This window comes from Streptomyces sp. NPDC001941, from assembly GCF_040296945.1.
Classification (GTDB): domain Bacteria; phylum Actinomycetota; class Actinomycetes; order Streptomycetales; family Streptomycetaceae; genus Streptomyces.
Window position 1 is genome coordinate 1 of sequence record NZ_JBEOYE010000092.1, and the last position, 15,780, is coordinate 15,780.

17 protein-coding genes are annotated in these 15,780 nt (G+C 73.7%); 6 read left to right on the forward strand and 11 right to left on the reverse strand.

Features of this window, described 5'->3' with window-relative positions:
- Window positions 1–119 precede the first annotated feature (119 nt).
- The 3 genes from ABT160_RS37905 to ABT160_RS37915 all read right to left on the reverse strand — a co-directional run bounded on the left by ABT160_RS37905 (window position 120) and on the right by ABT160_RS37915 (window position 2,546).
- Entirely contained in the window at window positions 120–404 is a 285-nt protein-coding gene (locus ABT160_RS37905; protein ID WP_351652852.1) for a hypothetical protein, read from the reverse strand.
- A 14-nt stretch (window positions 405–418) separates the two neighbouring features.
- Entirely contained in the window at window positions 419–2,089 is a 1,671-nt protein-coding gene (locus ABT160_RS37910; RefSeq protein WP_351652854.1) for a sodium:solute symporter family protein, read from the reverse strand.
- A gap of 148 nt (window positions 2,090–2,237) precedes the next feature.
- A complete protein-coding gene (locus tag ABT160_RS37915) occupies window positions 2,238–2,546 on the reverse strand; it encodes a DUF3140 domain-containing protein (RefSeq protein ID WP_351652856.1) in 309 nt (102 codons plus the stop codon).
- 209 nt (window positions 2,547–2,755) lie between these two features.
- Between ABT160_RS37915 and ABT160_RS37920 the strand changes: the two genes are divergently transcribed.
- Window positions 2,756–3,538: an aminoglycoside phosphotransferase family protein gene (locus ABT160_RS37920; RefSeq protein WP_351652857.1), complete on the forward strand. Its 783-nt coding sequence runs from the start codon at window positions 2,756–2,758 to the stop codon at window positions 3,536–3,538.
- Window positions 3,539–3,714: 176 nt separating this feature from the next.
- On the opposite strand, the gene ABT160_RS37925 is transcribed toward ABT160_RS37920, so the two are convergent.
- From ABT160_RS37925 to ABT160_RS37940, 4 genes are all read right to left on the reverse strand, one after another.
- On the reverse strand, window positions 3,715–5,439 hold the full coding sequence (locus tag ABT160_RS37925) for an acyl-CoA dehydrogenase family protein (protein WP_351652859.1): 1,725 nt from the start codon (window positions 5,437–5,439) through the stop codon (window positions 3,715–3,717).
- Window positions 5,440–5,563: 124 nt separating this feature from the next.
- Window positions 5,564–6,121, reverse strand: a complete 558-nt coding sequence (locus ABT160_RS37930) for a PadR family transcriptional regulator (protein WP_351652861.1) — start codon at window positions 6,119–6,121, stop codon at window positions 5,564–5,566.
- 103 nt (window positions 6,122–6,224) lie between these two features.
- Entirely contained in the window at window positions 6,225–7,172 is a 948-nt protein-coding gene (locus ABT160_RS37935) for an SMP-30/gluconolactonase/LRE family protein (RefSeq protein ID WP_351652862.1), read from the reverse strand.
- A gap of 93 nt (window positions 7,173–7,265) precedes the next feature.
- Window positions 7,266–8,096, reverse strand: coding sequence for a nucleotidyltransferase domain-containing protein (locus tag ABT160_RS37940; protein ID WP_351652864.1), 831 nt, complete (start codon window positions 8,094–8,096; stop codon window positions 7,266–7,268).
- 195 nt (window positions 8,097–8,291) lie between these two features.
- Here ABT160_RS37940 and ABT160_RS37945 point away from each other — a divergent pair, with 195 nt between their 5' ends.
- The 3 genes from ABT160_RS37945 (at window position 8,292) to ABT160_RS37955 (ending at window position 9,817) form a co-directional block, all read left to right on the forward strand.
- Window positions 8,292–8,441 carry a hypothetical protein gene (locus ABT160_RS37945; RefSeq protein WP_351652866.1) on the forward strand — a complete coding sequence of 50 codons (150 nt, stop codon included), beginning with the start codon at window positions 8,292–8,294 and terminating at the stop codon, window positions 8,439–8,441.
- A gap of 332 nt (window positions 8,442–8,773) precedes the next feature.
- The gene (locus ABT160_RS37950; RefSeq protein WP_351652868.1) at window positions 8,774–9,208 is read left to right on the forward strand and encodes a hypothetical protein; all 435 of its coding nucleotides are present in this window, start codon (window positions 8,774–8,776) and stop codon (window positions 9,206–9,208) included.
- Between the two features lie 144 nt (window positions 9,209–9,352).
- Window positions 9,353–9,817, forward strand: coding sequence for a hypothetical protein (locus ABT160_RS37955; protein ID WP_351652870.1), 465 nt, complete (start codon window positions 9,353–9,355; stop codon window positions 9,815–9,817).
- A gap of 19 nt (window positions 9,818–9,836) precedes the next feature.
- On the opposite strand, the gene ABT160_RS37960 is transcribed toward ABT160_RS37955, so the two are convergent.
- On the reverse strand, window positions 9,837–10,541 hold the full coding sequence (locus ABT160_RS37960) for a DUF2470 domain-containing protein (protein ID WP_351652872.1): 705 nt from the start codon (window positions 10,539–10,541) through the stop codon (window positions 9,837–9,839).
- 352 nt (window positions 10,542–10,893) lie between these two features.
- The gene (locus tag ABT160_RS37965; RefSeq protein ID WP_351652874.1) at window positions 10,894–11,460 is read right to left on the reverse strand and encodes a TetR/AcrR family transcriptional regulator; all 567 of its coding nucleotides are present in this window, start codon (window positions 11,458–11,460) and stop codon (window positions 10,894–10,896) included.
- Window positions 11,461–11,586: 126 nt separating this feature from the next.
- Between ABT160_RS37965 and ABT160_RS37970 the strand changes: the two genes are divergently transcribed.
- Entirely contained in the window at window positions 11,587–12,516 is a 930-nt protein-coding gene (locus ABT160_RS37970; protein ID WP_351652876.1) for an SDR family oxidoreductase, read from the forward strand.
- Window positions 12,517–12,549: 33 nt separating this feature from the next.
- Here the strand turns inward: ABT160_RS37970 and ABT160_RS37975 are convergent, their stop codons facing one another.
- On the reverse strand, window positions 12,550–13,239 hold the full coding sequence (locus tag ABT160_RS37975) for a TetR/AcrR family transcriptional regulator (protein ID WP_351652877.1): 690 nt from the start codon (window positions 13,237–13,239) through the stop codon (window positions 12,550–12,552).
- A gap of 356 nt (window positions 13,240–13,595) precedes the next feature.
- Between ABT160_RS37975 and ABT160_RS37980 the strand changes: the two genes are divergently transcribed.
- Window positions 13,596–14,993, forward strand: coding sequence for a threonine/serine exporter family protein (locus ABT160_RS37980; protein ID WP_351652879.1), 1,398 nt, complete (start codon window positions 13,596–13,598; stop codon window positions 14,991–14,993).
- Here the strand turns inward: ABT160_RS37980 and ABT160_RS37985 are convergent.
- Window positions 14,971–15,681 (reverse strand): polysaccharide deacetylase family protein, encoded by a 711-nt coding sequence (locus tag ABT160_RS37985; protein ID WP_351652881.1) that lies wholly within the window; start codon window positions 15,679–15,681, stop codon window positions 14,971–14,973. The genes ABT160_RS37980 and ABT160_RS37985 overlap by 23 nt on opposite strands.
- Window positions 15,682–15,780 lie beyond the last annotated feature (99 nt).

The following is a 15,780-nucleotide window of genomic DNA, read 5'->3' on the forward strand; positions in this document are numbered from 1 at the left end:
GGGCCCGTCGCTCCCTAACACCCCCCCCCACACCCCCCCCCGCGAGCGTAACCCCCGGGCCCATCTGGCGCGGGTGGGCCGCCCGCGGCCGCCCCCCGCCACCCCTCACGCGTACGGACTCACTCGCCCTCGGTGTCCTCGGGGAGCGGGGGCGCCGCGGGGCGCAGCTTCAGCCACACCAGGAAGAACACGCCGAGCGCGAGCATCCCGATCCCGGTCCACAGGTTGATGTTGACGTCCTGGGCCTTCTTCAGGTCCGCGTCCGAGGCGAAGATCCCCGCGACGGTGACGATCACGCCGTACAGGGTGAACAGTCCGCCGATGATGCGCCGGATGTCGAAGAGCCGGGCGGCGGTGGCCGACCTGCGCTCCAACTCGGAGACCTCGTGCTGCAGTTCCGACATGGTCCAGCCTCCGTTCAGAGCGAGTAGGGCAGGTAGCACAGGGCGGCCAGGACGACCGCGCCCCAGCCGAGCAGGGCGGGACTGCGGTACCAGGCGCCGTCGCCCTCGGCGGGCGGCTCGGCCAGGCCGGGTGAGGTCGTCCCGTACACCAGGCCCGCCAGCTCGGCCTCGGGCTTGGGGGCGGTGAAGAGGGTGACGAGGACCATGACGACCGCGCCCGCCACGAAGCCGACGATCGCGGAGACGAAGTTGGCGCCCTGGTCGGTGGGGATCGAGATGACGCCCTGCTTGTAGATCCAGAAGTAGTTGACCATCGCGGCGGTGGTGCCCGCCAGCAGGCCCCACACACCGGACTTCATCGAGGCCCGCTTCCAGAACATGCCGATGATGAAGACGACGAACATCGGGACGTTGAAGAAGGAGAACAGGGTCTGGAGGTAGCCCATGATGTTGGAGAAGGACGACGCGATGAACGCGGTGCCGATGGAGGCCAGCACGCCGATCGCGGTGATGAGGCGGCCGAACTTCAGGTAGTACGCGTCGTCCCGGCCGGGCTTGACGTAGCGGGCCCAGATGTCGGTGGTGAAGACGGTGTTGAAGGACGAGACGTTGGCCGCCATGCCGGCCATGAAGGCCGCGAGCAGTCCGGTGACCGCGATCCCGAGCACGCCGTTGGGCAGCAGTTCCTGCATGAGCAGCGGGATCGCGTCGTTGTAGGTGAGGTCCGAGCCCGGCGTGCCGATCTTCGGCACGAGCACGGCGGCGACCAGGCCGGGGATCATCACCAGGAAGACGATGAAGATCTTCGGGAAGGCGGCGATCAGGGGGGTGCGCCGGGCCGCCGAGAGGTTCTTCGCGGACAGGGCGCGCTGCACCTCGGCGAAGTTGGTGGTCCAGTAGCCGAAGGAGAGCACGAAGCCCAGGCCGAGGACGATGGTGAGCCAGTTGGCGCCCAGCGGGTTGGACTCGCCGATGCCCGTACCGCCCCAGGCGGAGAGGAAGTCGGCGCCGTGCTCCGACTTCAGCGTGCCGGTCAGGCCGTCCCAGCCGCCGACGCGCTTGAGGCCCAGGATGGTGAGCGGGATCAGCGCGGCGAGGATGACGAAGAACTGCAGGACCTCGTTGTAGATCGCCGAGGAGAGCCCGCCGATCGTGATGTACGCGAGGACGAAGAAGCCCGCGACGACGATGGCGACCCACTGCGGCCAGCCGAGCAGCGCCTCGACGACGATCGACAGGGCGTAGAGGTTGACGCCCGCGATCAGTACGGCGGCGAAGGCGAACAGCACCGAGCTGAGCAGGTGCGCCGACTTGTCGAAGCGCTGGAGCAGGAACTCGGGTACGGAGCGGACCTTGGAGCCGTAGTAGAACGGCATCATCACCAGGCCGAGGAACACCATCGCGGGGATGGCGCCGATCCAGTACCAGTGCACGACCGCGACGCCGTACTGCGCGCCGGTGGCGGCCATGCCCAGGATCTCGGTCGCGCCGAGGTTGGCCGCCACGAAGGCGAGGCCGGTGACCCAGGCCGGGAGCGAGCGCCCGGAGAGGAAGAAGTCGAGGCTGGTCCTCACGCTCGCCCGGGCGGCGAAGCCGATGCCCAGGACGACCACGAAGTAGATCGCCATGATGGCGTAGTCCAGGCCGTTGGTGGGAAGCCGGAGTCCCGCGGCTAGGTAATGCATGCGTACTCGCTTCGTCGCGCTTACTTGTCCGGACCCGGAACCTACGCCTCACCCGACAGAAACTGAAGAGTTCTGTTGTCTTTCTTTGTTTGTTTGTGATCGAAATGCTTGGCGCCTTCGACCAAAGGCCAACCAATCGGGCATTTCTTCACGCCTTGCGCGGGTCGTGCCCCAGCGCCATCAGCCGGCCGCGGTGTTCCTCCCCCGACAGCTCCTCCACCGCGTCCACCACCTCGTACATCGCCCGCACGTCCGCGTCGGTGAGGTCCGCGCGCCGCTTGTGCAGCAGGGCGAGCACCCGCTTCCCGGCCTCGGCGTCCACCGGCCGCGCGCCCGCGCCCTCCGCGTCGGTCTCCACGGCCAGCAGCCAGGCGTCCAGCTCCTGCGAGGTCATGTTGACCACGCGCCTGAACTCCTCCCAGAGAGCGTCGAGTTCGAGCTCGGAGATGCCGGTCATCGTCCGCCTCCTGCGGGCCTGTGCACGGGGTGCCGGGTGGTACGGGTACGGGGTGCGCACCCGGCGTGTACCCGGCGGGCCCCCGTTGATCCCCGCGACTTTCCCCCTCGCCTGCCCCTATATCGCCGTTCCGCCGCCCGTGGGGCATATTCCGGCCGCGCCGCGCGATTCCCGGACCCGGGCGGGAGCCAGGCGGTAGCGTCCCGCGCATGACGAGCGAGGACGCACCGCGGGACCATCCTCCGCACCACGCCGCCGTACGGGTCGGGGACACCGTCCGCCGTCCGGCCCAGCCGTGGACGCCCGCGGTGCACGCCCTGCTCAAACACCTGGAGTCGGTCGGATTCCCCTACGCGCCAAGGGTGTTCGGCTACGACGACCAGGGCCGGGAGGTCCTCGCGCACATCGAGGGCGAGGCCGGCTCCACCGGCTGGGCGCGGGTGGTGGACGACCAGGGCCTGTGCGCGTTCGCCCGGCTCCTGCGGGACTACCACGAGGCGACCGTGGGCTTCTCCCCGCCGGAGGGCGCGGTGTGGGCCGAGGGGGTCGTGGAGGTGGCCGGACAGGAGGACGAACAGGTCGTCTGCCACGGGGACTTCGGGCCGTGGAACGTCCTCTGGCAGGGCCGCAGACCGGTGGGCGTGGTGGACTGGGACTTCGCCAGGCCCGCACCGCGCCTGCACGACGTGGCGTTCGCCCTGGAGTACGCGGCGCCGTTCCGCGACGACGGGACCTGCGTGCGTTCCCTGGGCTTCGAACGGGCGCCGGACCGGCGCCGCCGGGTGGAGCTGTTCTGCGCCGCGTACGGACTGAACTCCGTCACCGGCATCGCGGACGCGGTCATCGACCGCCAGCGGGGCAACCTGCGCCGGGTGCGCCGGCTGGCCGCCGAGGGGCACGAGCCGCAGGCCGGCTGGGTCCGCGACGGGCTCCTGCCCGAGCTGACGCGCCGCCTGGCGTGGAGCCGGGGGCACCGGCACCTCTTCGAGTGACCCCGGGTCCGTACCCCCGGGAATGACCCCGGGTCCCGTACCCACGGGTCCGTACCCCTGGGTCCCTCACCCCTTCGAGTTGCCCCGGGTCCCGGATCGCTTCCGGGAGCCCGGGTGGGCGGGGCCGACGGGAAGGGCCCCGTCCGGCGCACCGGACGGGGCCTCCGACGGACCGCCTACGGCGCCATCTCGTACGTGCCCGCCAGCGCCTCCACGCGCTGCCACACCCGCTCCGAGCGCGCCTCGTCCACCACCGGGCGGCGCACCGCGCCCAGCGCCCAGTCCTGCTGCGCCGGGGTGGCCGAGTCCTTGCCGTGCAGCTCGACGGCGTACGCGGAGAAGTCCCGCACCAGGACGGCGAACAGCTCGTCGAGCACGTCCTCGTCCAGACCGGTCAGGCGCGCCTGCTCCAGGATCAGCTGGCCGTGCACCACCAGCGCGAACAGCTGGCCGACCGCGAGCAGCAGGTCCAGGTCGCGGCTCTGCGCCTCGTCCGGGGCGGCCGTGGTGACGAACTCGCAGAGCGCGTCGGCCTGTTCGCGGAACCGGGCGACGTTGGCCAGGCCCGCGTACGCGTCGTACGCCGTGCGCCAGTCGTGGAAGCGGACGGCCCCCAGGCCGCGGGCCGGGCCCTGGCGGAACAGGAAGGCGTCGTCGGCCGCGTCCAGGCGCGAGGGCACCGGCTCGTACGGGGCCGGGGCGAGCAGGTGGTTGCCCATGAACTTCAGGATCAGGGCGAGGTTGACGTGGACCGTGCCCTCCAGCTTGGGCAGTCCGCGGATCTCGGCGGCGGCCTGGGCGAAGTAGGTGTCCTTCTCGAAGCCCTTGGCCGCGATCACGTCCCACATGAGGTCGATGACCTTCTCGCCCTCGGTGGTGACCTTCATCTTGGTCATCGGGTTGAAGAGCAGGTAGCGGCGGTCGTCGGGGCCCGCGGTGCGGAAGTAGTCGACGGCGCGGTCGCTGAACAGCTTCATGCCGACCAGGCGCACGTAGGCGTCGGTCAGGCCGCGGCGCACGTGCGGGAACGCGGTGACCGGACGGCCGTACAGGATGCGGGAGTTCGCGTGCGTGACGGCCTCGTACATCGCGTGCTCGCAGATGCCGATGGAGGCGGTGCACAGGTTGAACTTGCCGACGTTGACGGTGTTCAGGGCCGCGTCGAAGGCGGCGCGCCCGGTGTGCAGGACGTCCTCGGCGCGCACCGGGTAGTCCTGGAGGCGGAACTCGCTGACGTACTTGGAGGAGTCCACCACGTTCTTGACCAGGTGGTACGCCTCGTGGCGGCTGTCGGCGGCGAAGAAGACGTAGCCGTCGGGTCCCTCGACGTCGGTGCGGCGGCCGAAGACGGAGACCAGTGCGGCCTTGTTGCCGTTGCCGATGTAGTACTTGGAGCCGGTGGCCCGGAAGCCGCCGTCGCCGTCCGGCTCCAGGAGCATGTCGGTGGAGTAGATGTCGGCGCCGTGCGCCTTCTCCGACAGGCCGAACGCGAACACCTCGCCCTGGTCCAGGAGTTCGGCGGCGCGGGCGCGGGCGTCCGCGTTCCCGCTCTGCCAGACCGGGCCCAGGCCCAGGATAGTGACCTGCCAGGCGTACCAGTAGTCCAGGCCGTAGAAGCCGAAGACCTCGTTGAGCGCGGCGATGCGGGCGGTGTCCCACCGCTTGTCGCCCTGGCCCTCGCCCGCCTCGGCGGACGGCGTCAGGAAGGTGGCGAACAGGCCCTCCTTGGCGGAGAACTCCAGGAAGTCGCCGAGCCAGGCGCGGGTGCGGTAGTCCTCGATCAGCCGCCGCTTGCCGCGCTGCTCGAACCAGTCGACGGTGGCGCGCAGCAGCCTGCGGGTCTCCGGGTCGAAGTGCGCGGGGTCGTAGGTGCGCGGGTTGAACAGGAGCGGGTCGGCCATGCGGGTCGCCTTTCCGGCTTGAGGGGTTGAGGGTGTCGAGAGGTTGAGGGTGTTGAGGGATTGAGGGTGACGCGGAGTGGTCGTGGTCCCGGCGCGCTTGCGGGTGACGGGACGTGAGGGAACGTCAGGTGCCGGTGTCCAGGCGGCGCAGGGTGGTGACGACGTCGTCGAGCCAGTCCAGGGTCATGCGTTCGTACGCGATGCCGCCGCGCAGCACGACGTGCTGGAGCTCCTGTCCGGCGTCCAGCGGGGCGGGCGCGTCGGGTCCGGTGAAGTCGCGCCGCTCGCCGGCCAGGTAGTGGGCAAGACGCTCGGTGTGCGCCCGGTGGTGGCGCTCGACCTCGCGCAGCAGCCCGGCCCGGTCGCCGAAGGCCGCGCCCCGGATCTTCACGGCGAGTTCGTGGCGCACGCTCTCGGGCTCGATCGGCTCGTGCAGCCAGGCGTCGAGGGCGGTGCGGCCGGGCGCGGCGACGGAGTACTCCTTCTTGTCCGGACGCCGGTCCTGGGCGACCTCGCGGGCGGAGATCCAGCCGTCGCCCTCCATGCGCTTGAGCACGCGGTAGATCTGCTGGTGCGTCGCCGTCCAGAAGTAGCCGATGGACCGGTCGAAGCGCCGGGCCAGTTCGTATCCGGAGCCCGGCTGCTCCAGCAGGGAGACGAGGATCGCGTGCTCGAGGGCCATGCCCGAATCCTTCTATGCAACTCGTTGCATACACAAGCGCCGCCGCCCCGGTGAGACGCGGCTCACCCGTCGCGACGGCGCCCGTGACCAGCCCGGACCCACCTCAGCCCGCGGCGCCCGCCGGGACCTCCAGGATCCGCCCGTCCACCCCGGCGCGGTACAGCCGCCCCGCCGCGAAGCTGCCCGCGCCGCGCCCGTACACCAGCTGCGTCGACAGGTGCAGCCCCGACTCCACCGCGCACAGGCGCGGCGCCCCGGCACCCTCCTCGACGCCCTCGACCCGCCACACCTGCCCCGAGGCGTGCGTGGCGATGAGCGGCCGTCCGGCGCGGTCCAGGGTGAGCCCGTCGGGCAGGGCCAGGACGTCGGCGGGCCCCGCCGACACCAGGCGGCTCGGGTGCCCCGGGTCGTCGACCGGGATGCGGTACAGGCCGGGGGCCACCGTCGTCTGGACCACGTAGACGGCGCGGCCGTCCGGCGAGACGGCGATCCCGTTGGGCTGCGCCACCTTCGCCCACACCGGGGTGACCCGGCCGTCCGGGGTGACCCGGCCGATGCCGCGGCCGCCCAGGGTGGTGGTGTAGACGGTGCCGTCCGGCGCCAGCGCGACCCCGTCGATGCCACCGAGCCCGGAGGCGTACGTGGAGCTCGCGCCGGTCTCCGGGTCCACCAGGAGCAGCTCGGAGACGGGCAGGAAGTCGCCGGTCACCGAGTGCAGGACGTCGTTGCCGGTGCCCACCAGGAGCCGGCCGTCGGGTCGCACGACCACACCGCCGTTGGCGCCGATGTTCCCGGTGAGGGGCACGGGGGTGCGGCCCGGGGCGTCGATCCGGTAGACGCGTCCGCCGTACAGGCCGGTGACGAACATCCGGCCCGCCGCGTCGACGGCGATCGACTCGGCCCAGTCCGGCACCCGCGCCACCTCCACCGGGGCGCCCTCGCCCCGGTCCGCGCAGGCCGGCGCCGCCTGCGCGGGGGCCGCCACCAGCGCGCTCGCGGTGACGGCCAGGGGTATCAGGACGCGCAGCGCCCTGGTCCACTCGAAGCCCATCGCTTCCCCCTCGTACTCGTCTCGGTACACACGGGGGTCAACTCGCCCCGCCCGCCGCAGTATTGACCGCCCGCCCCGTGCGCACCACCCCGCCTACCCGTCGGTAGCGGCTTCCCGGCCTTCCGTCATGGCGGCACGGGTCCGCGCCACCAGCCGGGCCGCCGCCTCCACGTCGAGCGAGCGCAGCACCTCTCCTACCTCGCGCGCGAAGCCCTCCGGCGCGCCCGGCAGCCGGCTCGCCGTCCGCAGCGCTCCCTTCTCGTTGAGGCACCACACCCCGTGGTGCCCGAGCAGCGCCTGCGCCAGCACGCCGAGCGCCCGCGACAGGCACAGCGACAGGTACAGATCGTCCCCGGTGGAGGCCGCCTTGCGGGCGCCCGCGACCGAGAACTCCGCCTCCCACGCCGCGTCCCGCAAGGCCTGGCGCAGCGGTTCGGGGTACCCCTGGGCCTCGGCCCGCAGCGCCGCCAACTCACCCCCGGGGTCGGCCAGTACGCGGCAGAGGGCGACCTCTCCGGCGTACGCGGGCGACCAGAAGCCGAGCGGGTGCCCGGGTTGCACGCCCACCTCGTAGCGGCCCTCGCGGCAGTCGGCCCAGACCCGCCGCACGCGGTCCAGGTCGCGCAGGATCCAGTCGACCGCCACGCCGTCCACGCGCAACCAGGCACCGCCGTCGACCCAGCGCCCCCAGCCGCCCGGCCCGGCGACCTCCACCTCGTGCCCGGTCACCTCGGCGGCCAGCGCCGCGAGGGCCGCCACGTCGACCTCGCCCCGGTAGTAGACGCCCAGGTCCCAGTCGGAGTCGGGCCGGTGCGCGCCCCGCGCCCGGCTGCCGCCGAGCGCCACGGCCCGTACGCCCGCCACCTCCACCAGCCGGGCCGCCATCTCGCCGACCCTCAGCTCCGTACCGCTCTCGGCGGACATCCGCCCTCCTCCGTCGCGTCGCCCTGTGCGGGAGCCGACCCTACGGGCGGGCGGCCGGGGGGCGCACACGCGTTTTCGGGTCGCACGCGCGCCCGCGGGTCGCTCCCGGCGGTCGGCCCGGCGGCGCTTCGGGCGGCGCGGCGGGGGTACGCGCCCCGGACAAGGGACCGCACCGCCCACTCGCGAGGAGAGACCATGGCCGGGATCATCGACCGCATCAAGCAGTTCGCCCGCAGTCCGCAGGGGCGCCGCACCGCGGCACAGGCCCGTCGCGCCGCCTCCGATCCGCGCACCCGGGCGCAGGCCCAGCGCCTGTTCGGCCGTCTGCGGGGCCGCCGCCACTGACTCCCGTACGCGACGGGCCGGGGCCCCGGCCCGTACGTCGGGGCGCGCCGGCACACGCCGGACCTGCCGTGAAGAGTCTGTGAACGGGCGCGCGAGGTACGGAGGTTGACGTCCCCGCCACCGGGACGACACGGGTGCCGAAAGGTTTCGGCGCGCCGCACTTCCCTTCGAGTGGGCCGCCACCGGGTGAACCACGGCCCCGGGTCGGCGCCACCGGGGCGGGGATGGGGCAGGATGGGCCCTCCCGCGCCGCAGCTCCGCCGTCTGAAGGGCCTCCGTCAGCGTTGTCGTTCGCCGATGAAGCACGCTCCCGCACCGCACACCTGCTCCGCATGGCCGCCACCAGCGACCCGCACGTCCGGGACCGCATCGCGGCGTACGCCGAGACCACGCCCGAGCCTCCCCCGCTGGGCTCGCACGGCATCGAGACCACCGGCTGCCCCAGGTGCCGGGGGACGATGTGGCGCCAGCGCGACCTGTTCGTGTGCTCCGCCTGCGGGGACATGAAGGGCGCCGATCCGATGACCTGTCCGCGCTGCCTGACGGCGATGAAGCCGCCCGCACCGGGCCGCCACCCGCACCTCCAGCGGTACGCCTGTCCGTTCTGCCCCCGCAAGGCGGCGCCCGGTGACACCCGGGAGCAGATCGAGGAGCGGGAGCGGCAGCGGGCCCGCGCGGTGCGCCTGCTCGACGCCGCCATCCAGGAGCGCCCGTCCGCCCAGGCCCTGCTGCGCGACCGCCGCCTGACGGCGAAGGGCCACGGCTGACATTCGGAGAGCAGCGGCCGTTCCGTCCCGTCCGCTCCCCTGCTCCCGTACGCCCTCCAGTGCCCCGCGGGACTGTCGTACCCCGGCGCTATCGTCGGCGTCCGAGGGGTGTAGAAGGGGTCTTCGACGAAGGGGGACGGATCCGTGGGGCGGCGCGAGGTACGGCGGGCGGCGGGGACGCAGGCGGTCTCCGATCTGCTGAGGCATCCGAAGCGGTTGGCCGAGCTGCTGGTGGGGGCCGCGCCCGCGCGCGCGGAGGCGGACCTGGTGGCGCTGCGGGCGGGCGAGGCGCGGGCCGTCGCGGCGTTCCCGCGCATCGACGGGCGCTTCCGGCAGGGCCTGTTGATACTCGACCCCGGCGCGCCCACGCCGGTGCTGTGGCGGCCGTACCGGCTCCTCGGGCGGGTGCGCGAGGACGTGGTGCTGACCGGTCCGTTCCACGTGCACGGCGCGTCGCAGGTGACGGGCCGGGACGGCATGGTGATCGACAAGGAGCAGTTCCGGCTACTGTCGCTGCGGGACGCGGACCGGCCCTGGGAGATCGCCGTACCGGTCATCGACCTGCCGCTGGTCCGCGCCGCGCTGCACGCGGTCAACGTCCGGGACTGAACCGCCCGAACAGCTGCCTTCAGGCCGGCAGCCGGGAGTGGGAGCAGCGGCGGGCCGCCGTGAGCAGCGCGTGGATCTGGACGCCCGCCTGGTCCACCTCGTTCAGCGGGGTCGGGAAGGGCAGGCGCACGTCGCGCTGGGTGGCCGCGTACTCCAGGCGCAGGGTGATGCCGTACCGGTCCATGGCCAGCGGCAGGGTGCGCACCAGGCCGCGCTTGACGCGGGGTTCGACCAGGCGGAGCAGCAGGGTGACCAGTTCGGCGTGGTCGGCGACGAGGTGGTGGAGCATCGACGCCTCGCACGAGGCCATCGGGTCGGGCTCGGCGGACTGGAGCTGCTCCAGGGTGACGTAGGTGCGCCCGCCCGCGTCCTCCAGGACCGCCTGGCCGAACCGCATGCAGGTGCTGTCCGTGGACTGCGGGTCGTAGGGGGCGGCCACCAGGCCGGAGAGGGTGACCCGGGCGCGCAGCCGGTCGCGCAGCGGCGTGGGGGCGATGTCGGTGAGCTCCAGGCGCACGGGGACGCGCGGGACGGCGTGGCCGGGGCCGAACGGCTCGGCGGGGTCGTGGAGGTGGACGCGGCCCATGGCGCCCGCGCCGTCCAGGGTGTGGACCTCCTGCTGGTGGCCGTCGGCGACGACGGTCATGGAGTGCGCGGCCGTGATGATCGACCGCAGGCGCTCGGCGGGGGTCGGGTACGTGGCGTGAGCGGTGTGGGGACGCATGCGGGTTCTCCATGAGGCCATGAGGACGCGGTAGGCGCCTGCGCACCTACTTAGGTATGCCTAACCTAACCCATCGGGGCGGCGCCTGTACCCGGTCCCCGGGATGTGTCGTGCGCGTTCCGTCGCGTGAGACGTGTCGTGCGGGATGTCGGGATGTGTCGTACGCGTACGAGGGGTGACGCGCCATCAGCCCGCGGCGCGTCGGGGCGCTCGGGCGTGCGAAGCCGGTGGACGGCGACGCTCCCGGGCAGCAACTGGCAACGGCCCCGCACGCGCGGCGCGTCGGAGCGCGGGGGCGTGCGGGGCCGGTGGACGTTCCGGTGTGGAGCCGTCGGGGGGGCGGCGCGGGGCCTCACGCCCCGGCGGTCACCGCCTTCAGTTCGACGAGGGACTCCTCCATGTAGAGGCCCAGTTCACGAGTGCCCGGCGACCGGGTCCAGCGCTCGAAGGCGACCCGGAAGACGGCGATGGCGGCCTCGGCGGCGAGGCTCGCCGCGGGTTCGCCGACGCCCCGCTCGCGCAGCGCGCCGGCCACGGTCGCCGACAGGTCGGCGAGCTTGATGAGTTCGCGCTCGCGCAGTTCGGCGTTGGCGGCGATGAGCGCCTGGCGGTGCCGGGCGAAGGCGTGGCGGTCCCGGAAGCCCTCGGCGACGGCCGCCAGGGTCGCCCCCACGGCCTCCATCGGACCCGCCGACGCGGGGAGCCCGGCCAGGGTGCGGGTGAAGAGCTCCCGCATCTCCTGCGCGCCGCCGAACAGCACCTCGCGCTTGTCGGCGTAGTGCCGGAAGAACGTGCGCTCCGTCAGACCGGCCCGCTTGGCGATCTCGCCGACGGTGGTCTGCTCGTACCCCCGCTCCGCGAAGAGCTCCATGGCCGCCTCCAGGAGGCGCCCGCGCGCGTTCGGCTGCCATCGACCCATGGCGCGATCCTACGCGATGACAGTCCCTGACATCGCGTGCTAGCTTCGATGTCAGAGACTGACATCGGGTGGACGGTGCGACGGCCCTCCGCCACACCGCCCGGCCCCTTCCCCAGGAGGACCCCCATGCGTGTTTTCGTCACCGGCGCCTCGGGCTGGATCGGCTCCGCCCTCGTGCCCGAACTGATCGGCGCGGGCCACCGGGTCACCGGCCTGGCCCGCTCCGAGGCCGCCGCCTCCGCCCTCGCCCGGGCCGGGGCCGAAGTGGTCCACGGCGGCCTGGACGACCTCGACGTGCTGCGTGCGGCGACGGCCGCCTCGGACGGCGTGGCGCACCTCGCCTTCAAGCACGACCTGGCCTTCACCGGCGACTTCCCGGCCGCCGTCAGGGCCGACCGGGCCGCCCTCGACGTGTTCGCCGGGGCACTGGCCGGGTCGGACCGGCCCTTCGTGCTCGCCTCCGGCCTCGCGGGGCTCAAGCCCGGGCAGGTCAGCACCGAGCGGGACGGCCACGACGTGGACCCGCACGACGCGGCCCTGCTCGACTCCGGGCCGCTGGGCCGGCACGCCAACGCCGAACTGGCCCTGTCCCTCGCCGAGCGCGGAGTGCGTTCCTCGGTGCTGCGCCTGGCGCCCACCGTGCACGGCGACGGCGACCACGGCTTCATGGCCACGCTCGTCGGGATCGCCCGGGACAAGGGCGTCTCGGGGTACCTCGGCGACGGCGGCGTCCGCTGGCCCGCCGTGCACCGGGAGGACGCCGCACGGCTGTTCCGGCTCGCCCTGGAGGACGCGCCCGCGGGCAGCACCCTGCACGCCGCGGCGGAGGAGGGCGTCCGGCTCGGCGACGTCGCCGAGGCCATCGGCCGCCGACTCGGCCTGCCCGTGGCGGCGGTCGCCCCGGAGCGGGCACCGGAGCACTTCGGCTGGCTGGCCGGGTTCCTCGGCCTGGACTGCCCCGCCTCCAGCGCGCTCACCCGCGAACTGCTCGGCTGGGAGCCCAAGCGCGAGGGCCTGCTCGCGGACCTGGAGCAGGGGCACTACTTCACCGCCTGAGCGGTGCGGCCCCGCGCGGTGCCGCGCGGGCGGTCACTCGGGCCGGGGCGTACCCGCCGTTCCGTTGATCACCATGCGGAAGGTCCAGGCCAGGCGCCGGCGCGGGGTGCCGGAGGCGATGTCCGCGCCCAGGGCCGCGATGCGCGGGTAGGCCTCCGGGGACGCCTCGCGCAGGGCGGCGACCATCGCGTGGTGCTCCTCCTCCGCGTCCGCCGCCTCGGAGCGGGCGGACTGCTCGGCGGCCGTCGCGGTGGCGACCTGGAGCAGGACGTCGACGCCCCAGGCGGCCTGGGCGTCGGGCACCCCGCCCTGGTGCAGCAGGGCGAGCACCGCCTCGACCAGGGCCAGGTAGTTCGGCCCCGAGGGGCGGGCCACCAGGGCGGAGTGGGCCAGGCTGGGGTGGCCGAACAGCACGCGCGTGTAGCTCCCGAGCACCTCCGCGAGCCGGTCGCGCCAGTCGCCCCCGCCCGTGACCGGGGACAGGTCCACCGCGCCGAGCAGCTCCTCCAGGATCGCCGCGTGGAGTTCGGCCGTGTTGGCCACGTACACGTACAGCGACGCCGGGCCCGTGTCGAGCTCCTGGGCGAGCCGCCGCATCGTCACCCGTCGCAGGCCCTCGGCCTCCATCAGGCGCACCGCCGTGGCGACGATGCCCTCGTACGTGAGCGCGGGCTTGGCGGGCCGCTCGCGGCGGCCGCGCGGGGCGGGGGTCCTCGGGGTCATGGCCCCACGGTAACGAACATGTTCGGCCGACCCGGACACGGACCGTCGGACAGGCCGACCCGGCCGCGAACCGCCGCACAGGCCGCCTGCCCGGCCGCGAACCGCCGGACAGGGCGGCCCCACACTCGGCCCCTCACACCCCTACCGCCCGCAGCCCCGCCGCCCACGTCCCCGCCGCCCGCACCCCGGCGTCCGTGCCGGAACTCCCCCGGCGTCCGAACCGGTGATTCGCCGCGCCCCGCGGCCGACCCGGCCGCCCTGGGGACACATCACCGCGAAAGCCGCCTAACATCCCGCCCAGACGCCCCGCGCACCCACTCCGGACCACCGCGGGCCACGGACTGGGGAGGAGTACGGTGCCGAGCAAGTCGCTGCCGTGGATGCAGCAGACCCTGGGGCGGCTGCGCGGCCTCGAACCGGATCCGCACCCGCTGATGGACCCGCCGGCCGAGGGCGAGTCGCCCGACGCCGCCTTCGTCATCTCGCTGGCCCTGATGATCGCCGAGTCCCTGCTCGCCAACGGCGCGGACGGCGAGGAGACCATCGCCGGCATGCTCGTCACGGCCGAGTCGTACGGACTGATGTGGTGTGAGCCTGACGTGACGCTGTGGGTGGTCTCGCTGTCGGGCCGGATGGCCGAGGACACCGAACCCACCGTCGAGCAGCGCATCGTGCGCCGCCGCACCACCGACTTCACCGCGCTCGGCGCCACCCAGCAGCTGATCCAGGAGATCAACGAGGGCAGGGTGTCCGCGACCGAGGCCCGGGAGCGCGCCTTCGCGCTGTCCCCGGCCCCCGCCGACCCCTCCGACGGCAGCCGCGCCGCGCGCTGGCTCGACCACGCCGTGCACGGCGGCGTCGTCGCGGCCTCGGGCAGCCTCGTCGCGGGCGGCGACCACCACGTCGTCATCCCCTCGTTCCTCGCCGCGACCCTGGCCGCGCGCATGACGAGCTTCCTGGCGGCGCACGGCGTACCGGCCTTCTACCGCTTCGCCCTGGCCGCGGTGCCCGCCGCCATCGCCGCCCTGGTCATGGAGCCCTACGGCGACGCCCTGGACTCGCGGGCGATCATCGTCGGCGGCATCCTGGCGCTGCTGCCCGCGCTCACCGTCATCAGCGCCGTCCAGGACGCGCTGACCGGGCACTACCTGACCGCCTACGCCCGGCTGATGGACGCCACGCTCGTCTTCCTCGCGCTGGTCGCCGGGATCGGGGCCAGCCTCACCGTCGCGGCCCGGTTCGGCCACGCCCTCCCGCTGTTCTCGCAGACCGCTCCCCTCGACTACCTCTCCTGGCGGCTGCTCGGCGTGGCCGTGTTCACCGCGGCGATCGCGTCCCGGATGAACGTGCCGCCGCGCAAGTGGCCGCTCGTGATGGCGCTGGGCGTCGGCGGCCTGATCGCCTTCATCGGCCTGCGCGACCTGGAGCTCTCCCGGCTGCTGTGCACGGGGTGCGTGGCCGCCGCCATCGGCGGCATCGGCCAGGTCCTCGCCCGCCGCCACGGAGTGTCGGCGCTGCCCTGGGTCATCCCCGCCACCACCCCGCTGCTGCCCGGCAGCATGCTCTACCGGGCCCTGAGCGAGATGGCGGTGCGGGACGTCGAGGCGGGCACCTCCCACCTCGTGCAGGCGGTCGCGATGTGGGTGACCCTGGCCGCCGGGGTCAGCTTCAGCAGCGAGGCCGCCACGCTGCTGCGCAGGCTGCGCGACCGGGGAGGCCGCGCGGCCCCCGCTACCGGCAGGGAAGCGGCTTGATCCGGTAGCCCCGCCGCTTCAGCTCCTTCAGCACGTACGGGAGGGCCGCGACGGTCTGGCTCCGGTCGCCGCCCCCGTCGTGCAGCAGGATCACGCCGCCCGGGCGCACCTGGCGCAGCACCCGGCGCTGGATGGCGTACGTGCCCGGGCGGGCCCAGTCCGTGGGGTCGACGGTCCACAGCCGGATGCGCTTGCCGAGCGCGGCGGCCCGCTCCCGCACGGTCCGGTTCACGCCCCCGTACGGCGGGCGCAGACAGGTGGGGTAGCGCCCGGTGCCCGCCTTCACGGCGCGGTCCGTGCGGCGCACCTCGCGGCTGAACCGCGCGCCGCTCACGTACCGCAGGTCGGGGTGCGACCAGGTGTGGTTCTGCACCGAGTGGCCGGCCCGGTGGACGCGGCGCACCAGGGCCGGGTGGGCGGCAGCGTTCTGCCCGATCTGGAAGAAGGTGGCGCGCACCTTGTGGCGGGCCAGGATGGTCAGGACCCGGGGCGTCCAGCGGGGGTGCGGGCCGTCGTCGAAGGTCAGGTAGACGGTCTTCGGCGGCTTGGGGGCGGCGGGGGCCGCGTGGGTGGGGACTGGGGTGCCGAGGGCCGTGACGGCGGCGAGCGCCACGGCCGTCACGGTCAGGGCGGTCCGCCGCAGCGGTGCCCCGGCGGAGCGCGCGGGGACTGGGGTGGGGGATGACATGCAAGTGATCATGAACAGCGGTCCGGGCGCGTCGGCTCATTGAACGGCGATTGACCGCGTGTCAGCTTGCCGGATGATCCGACTGGCCCCGTCCGGGCG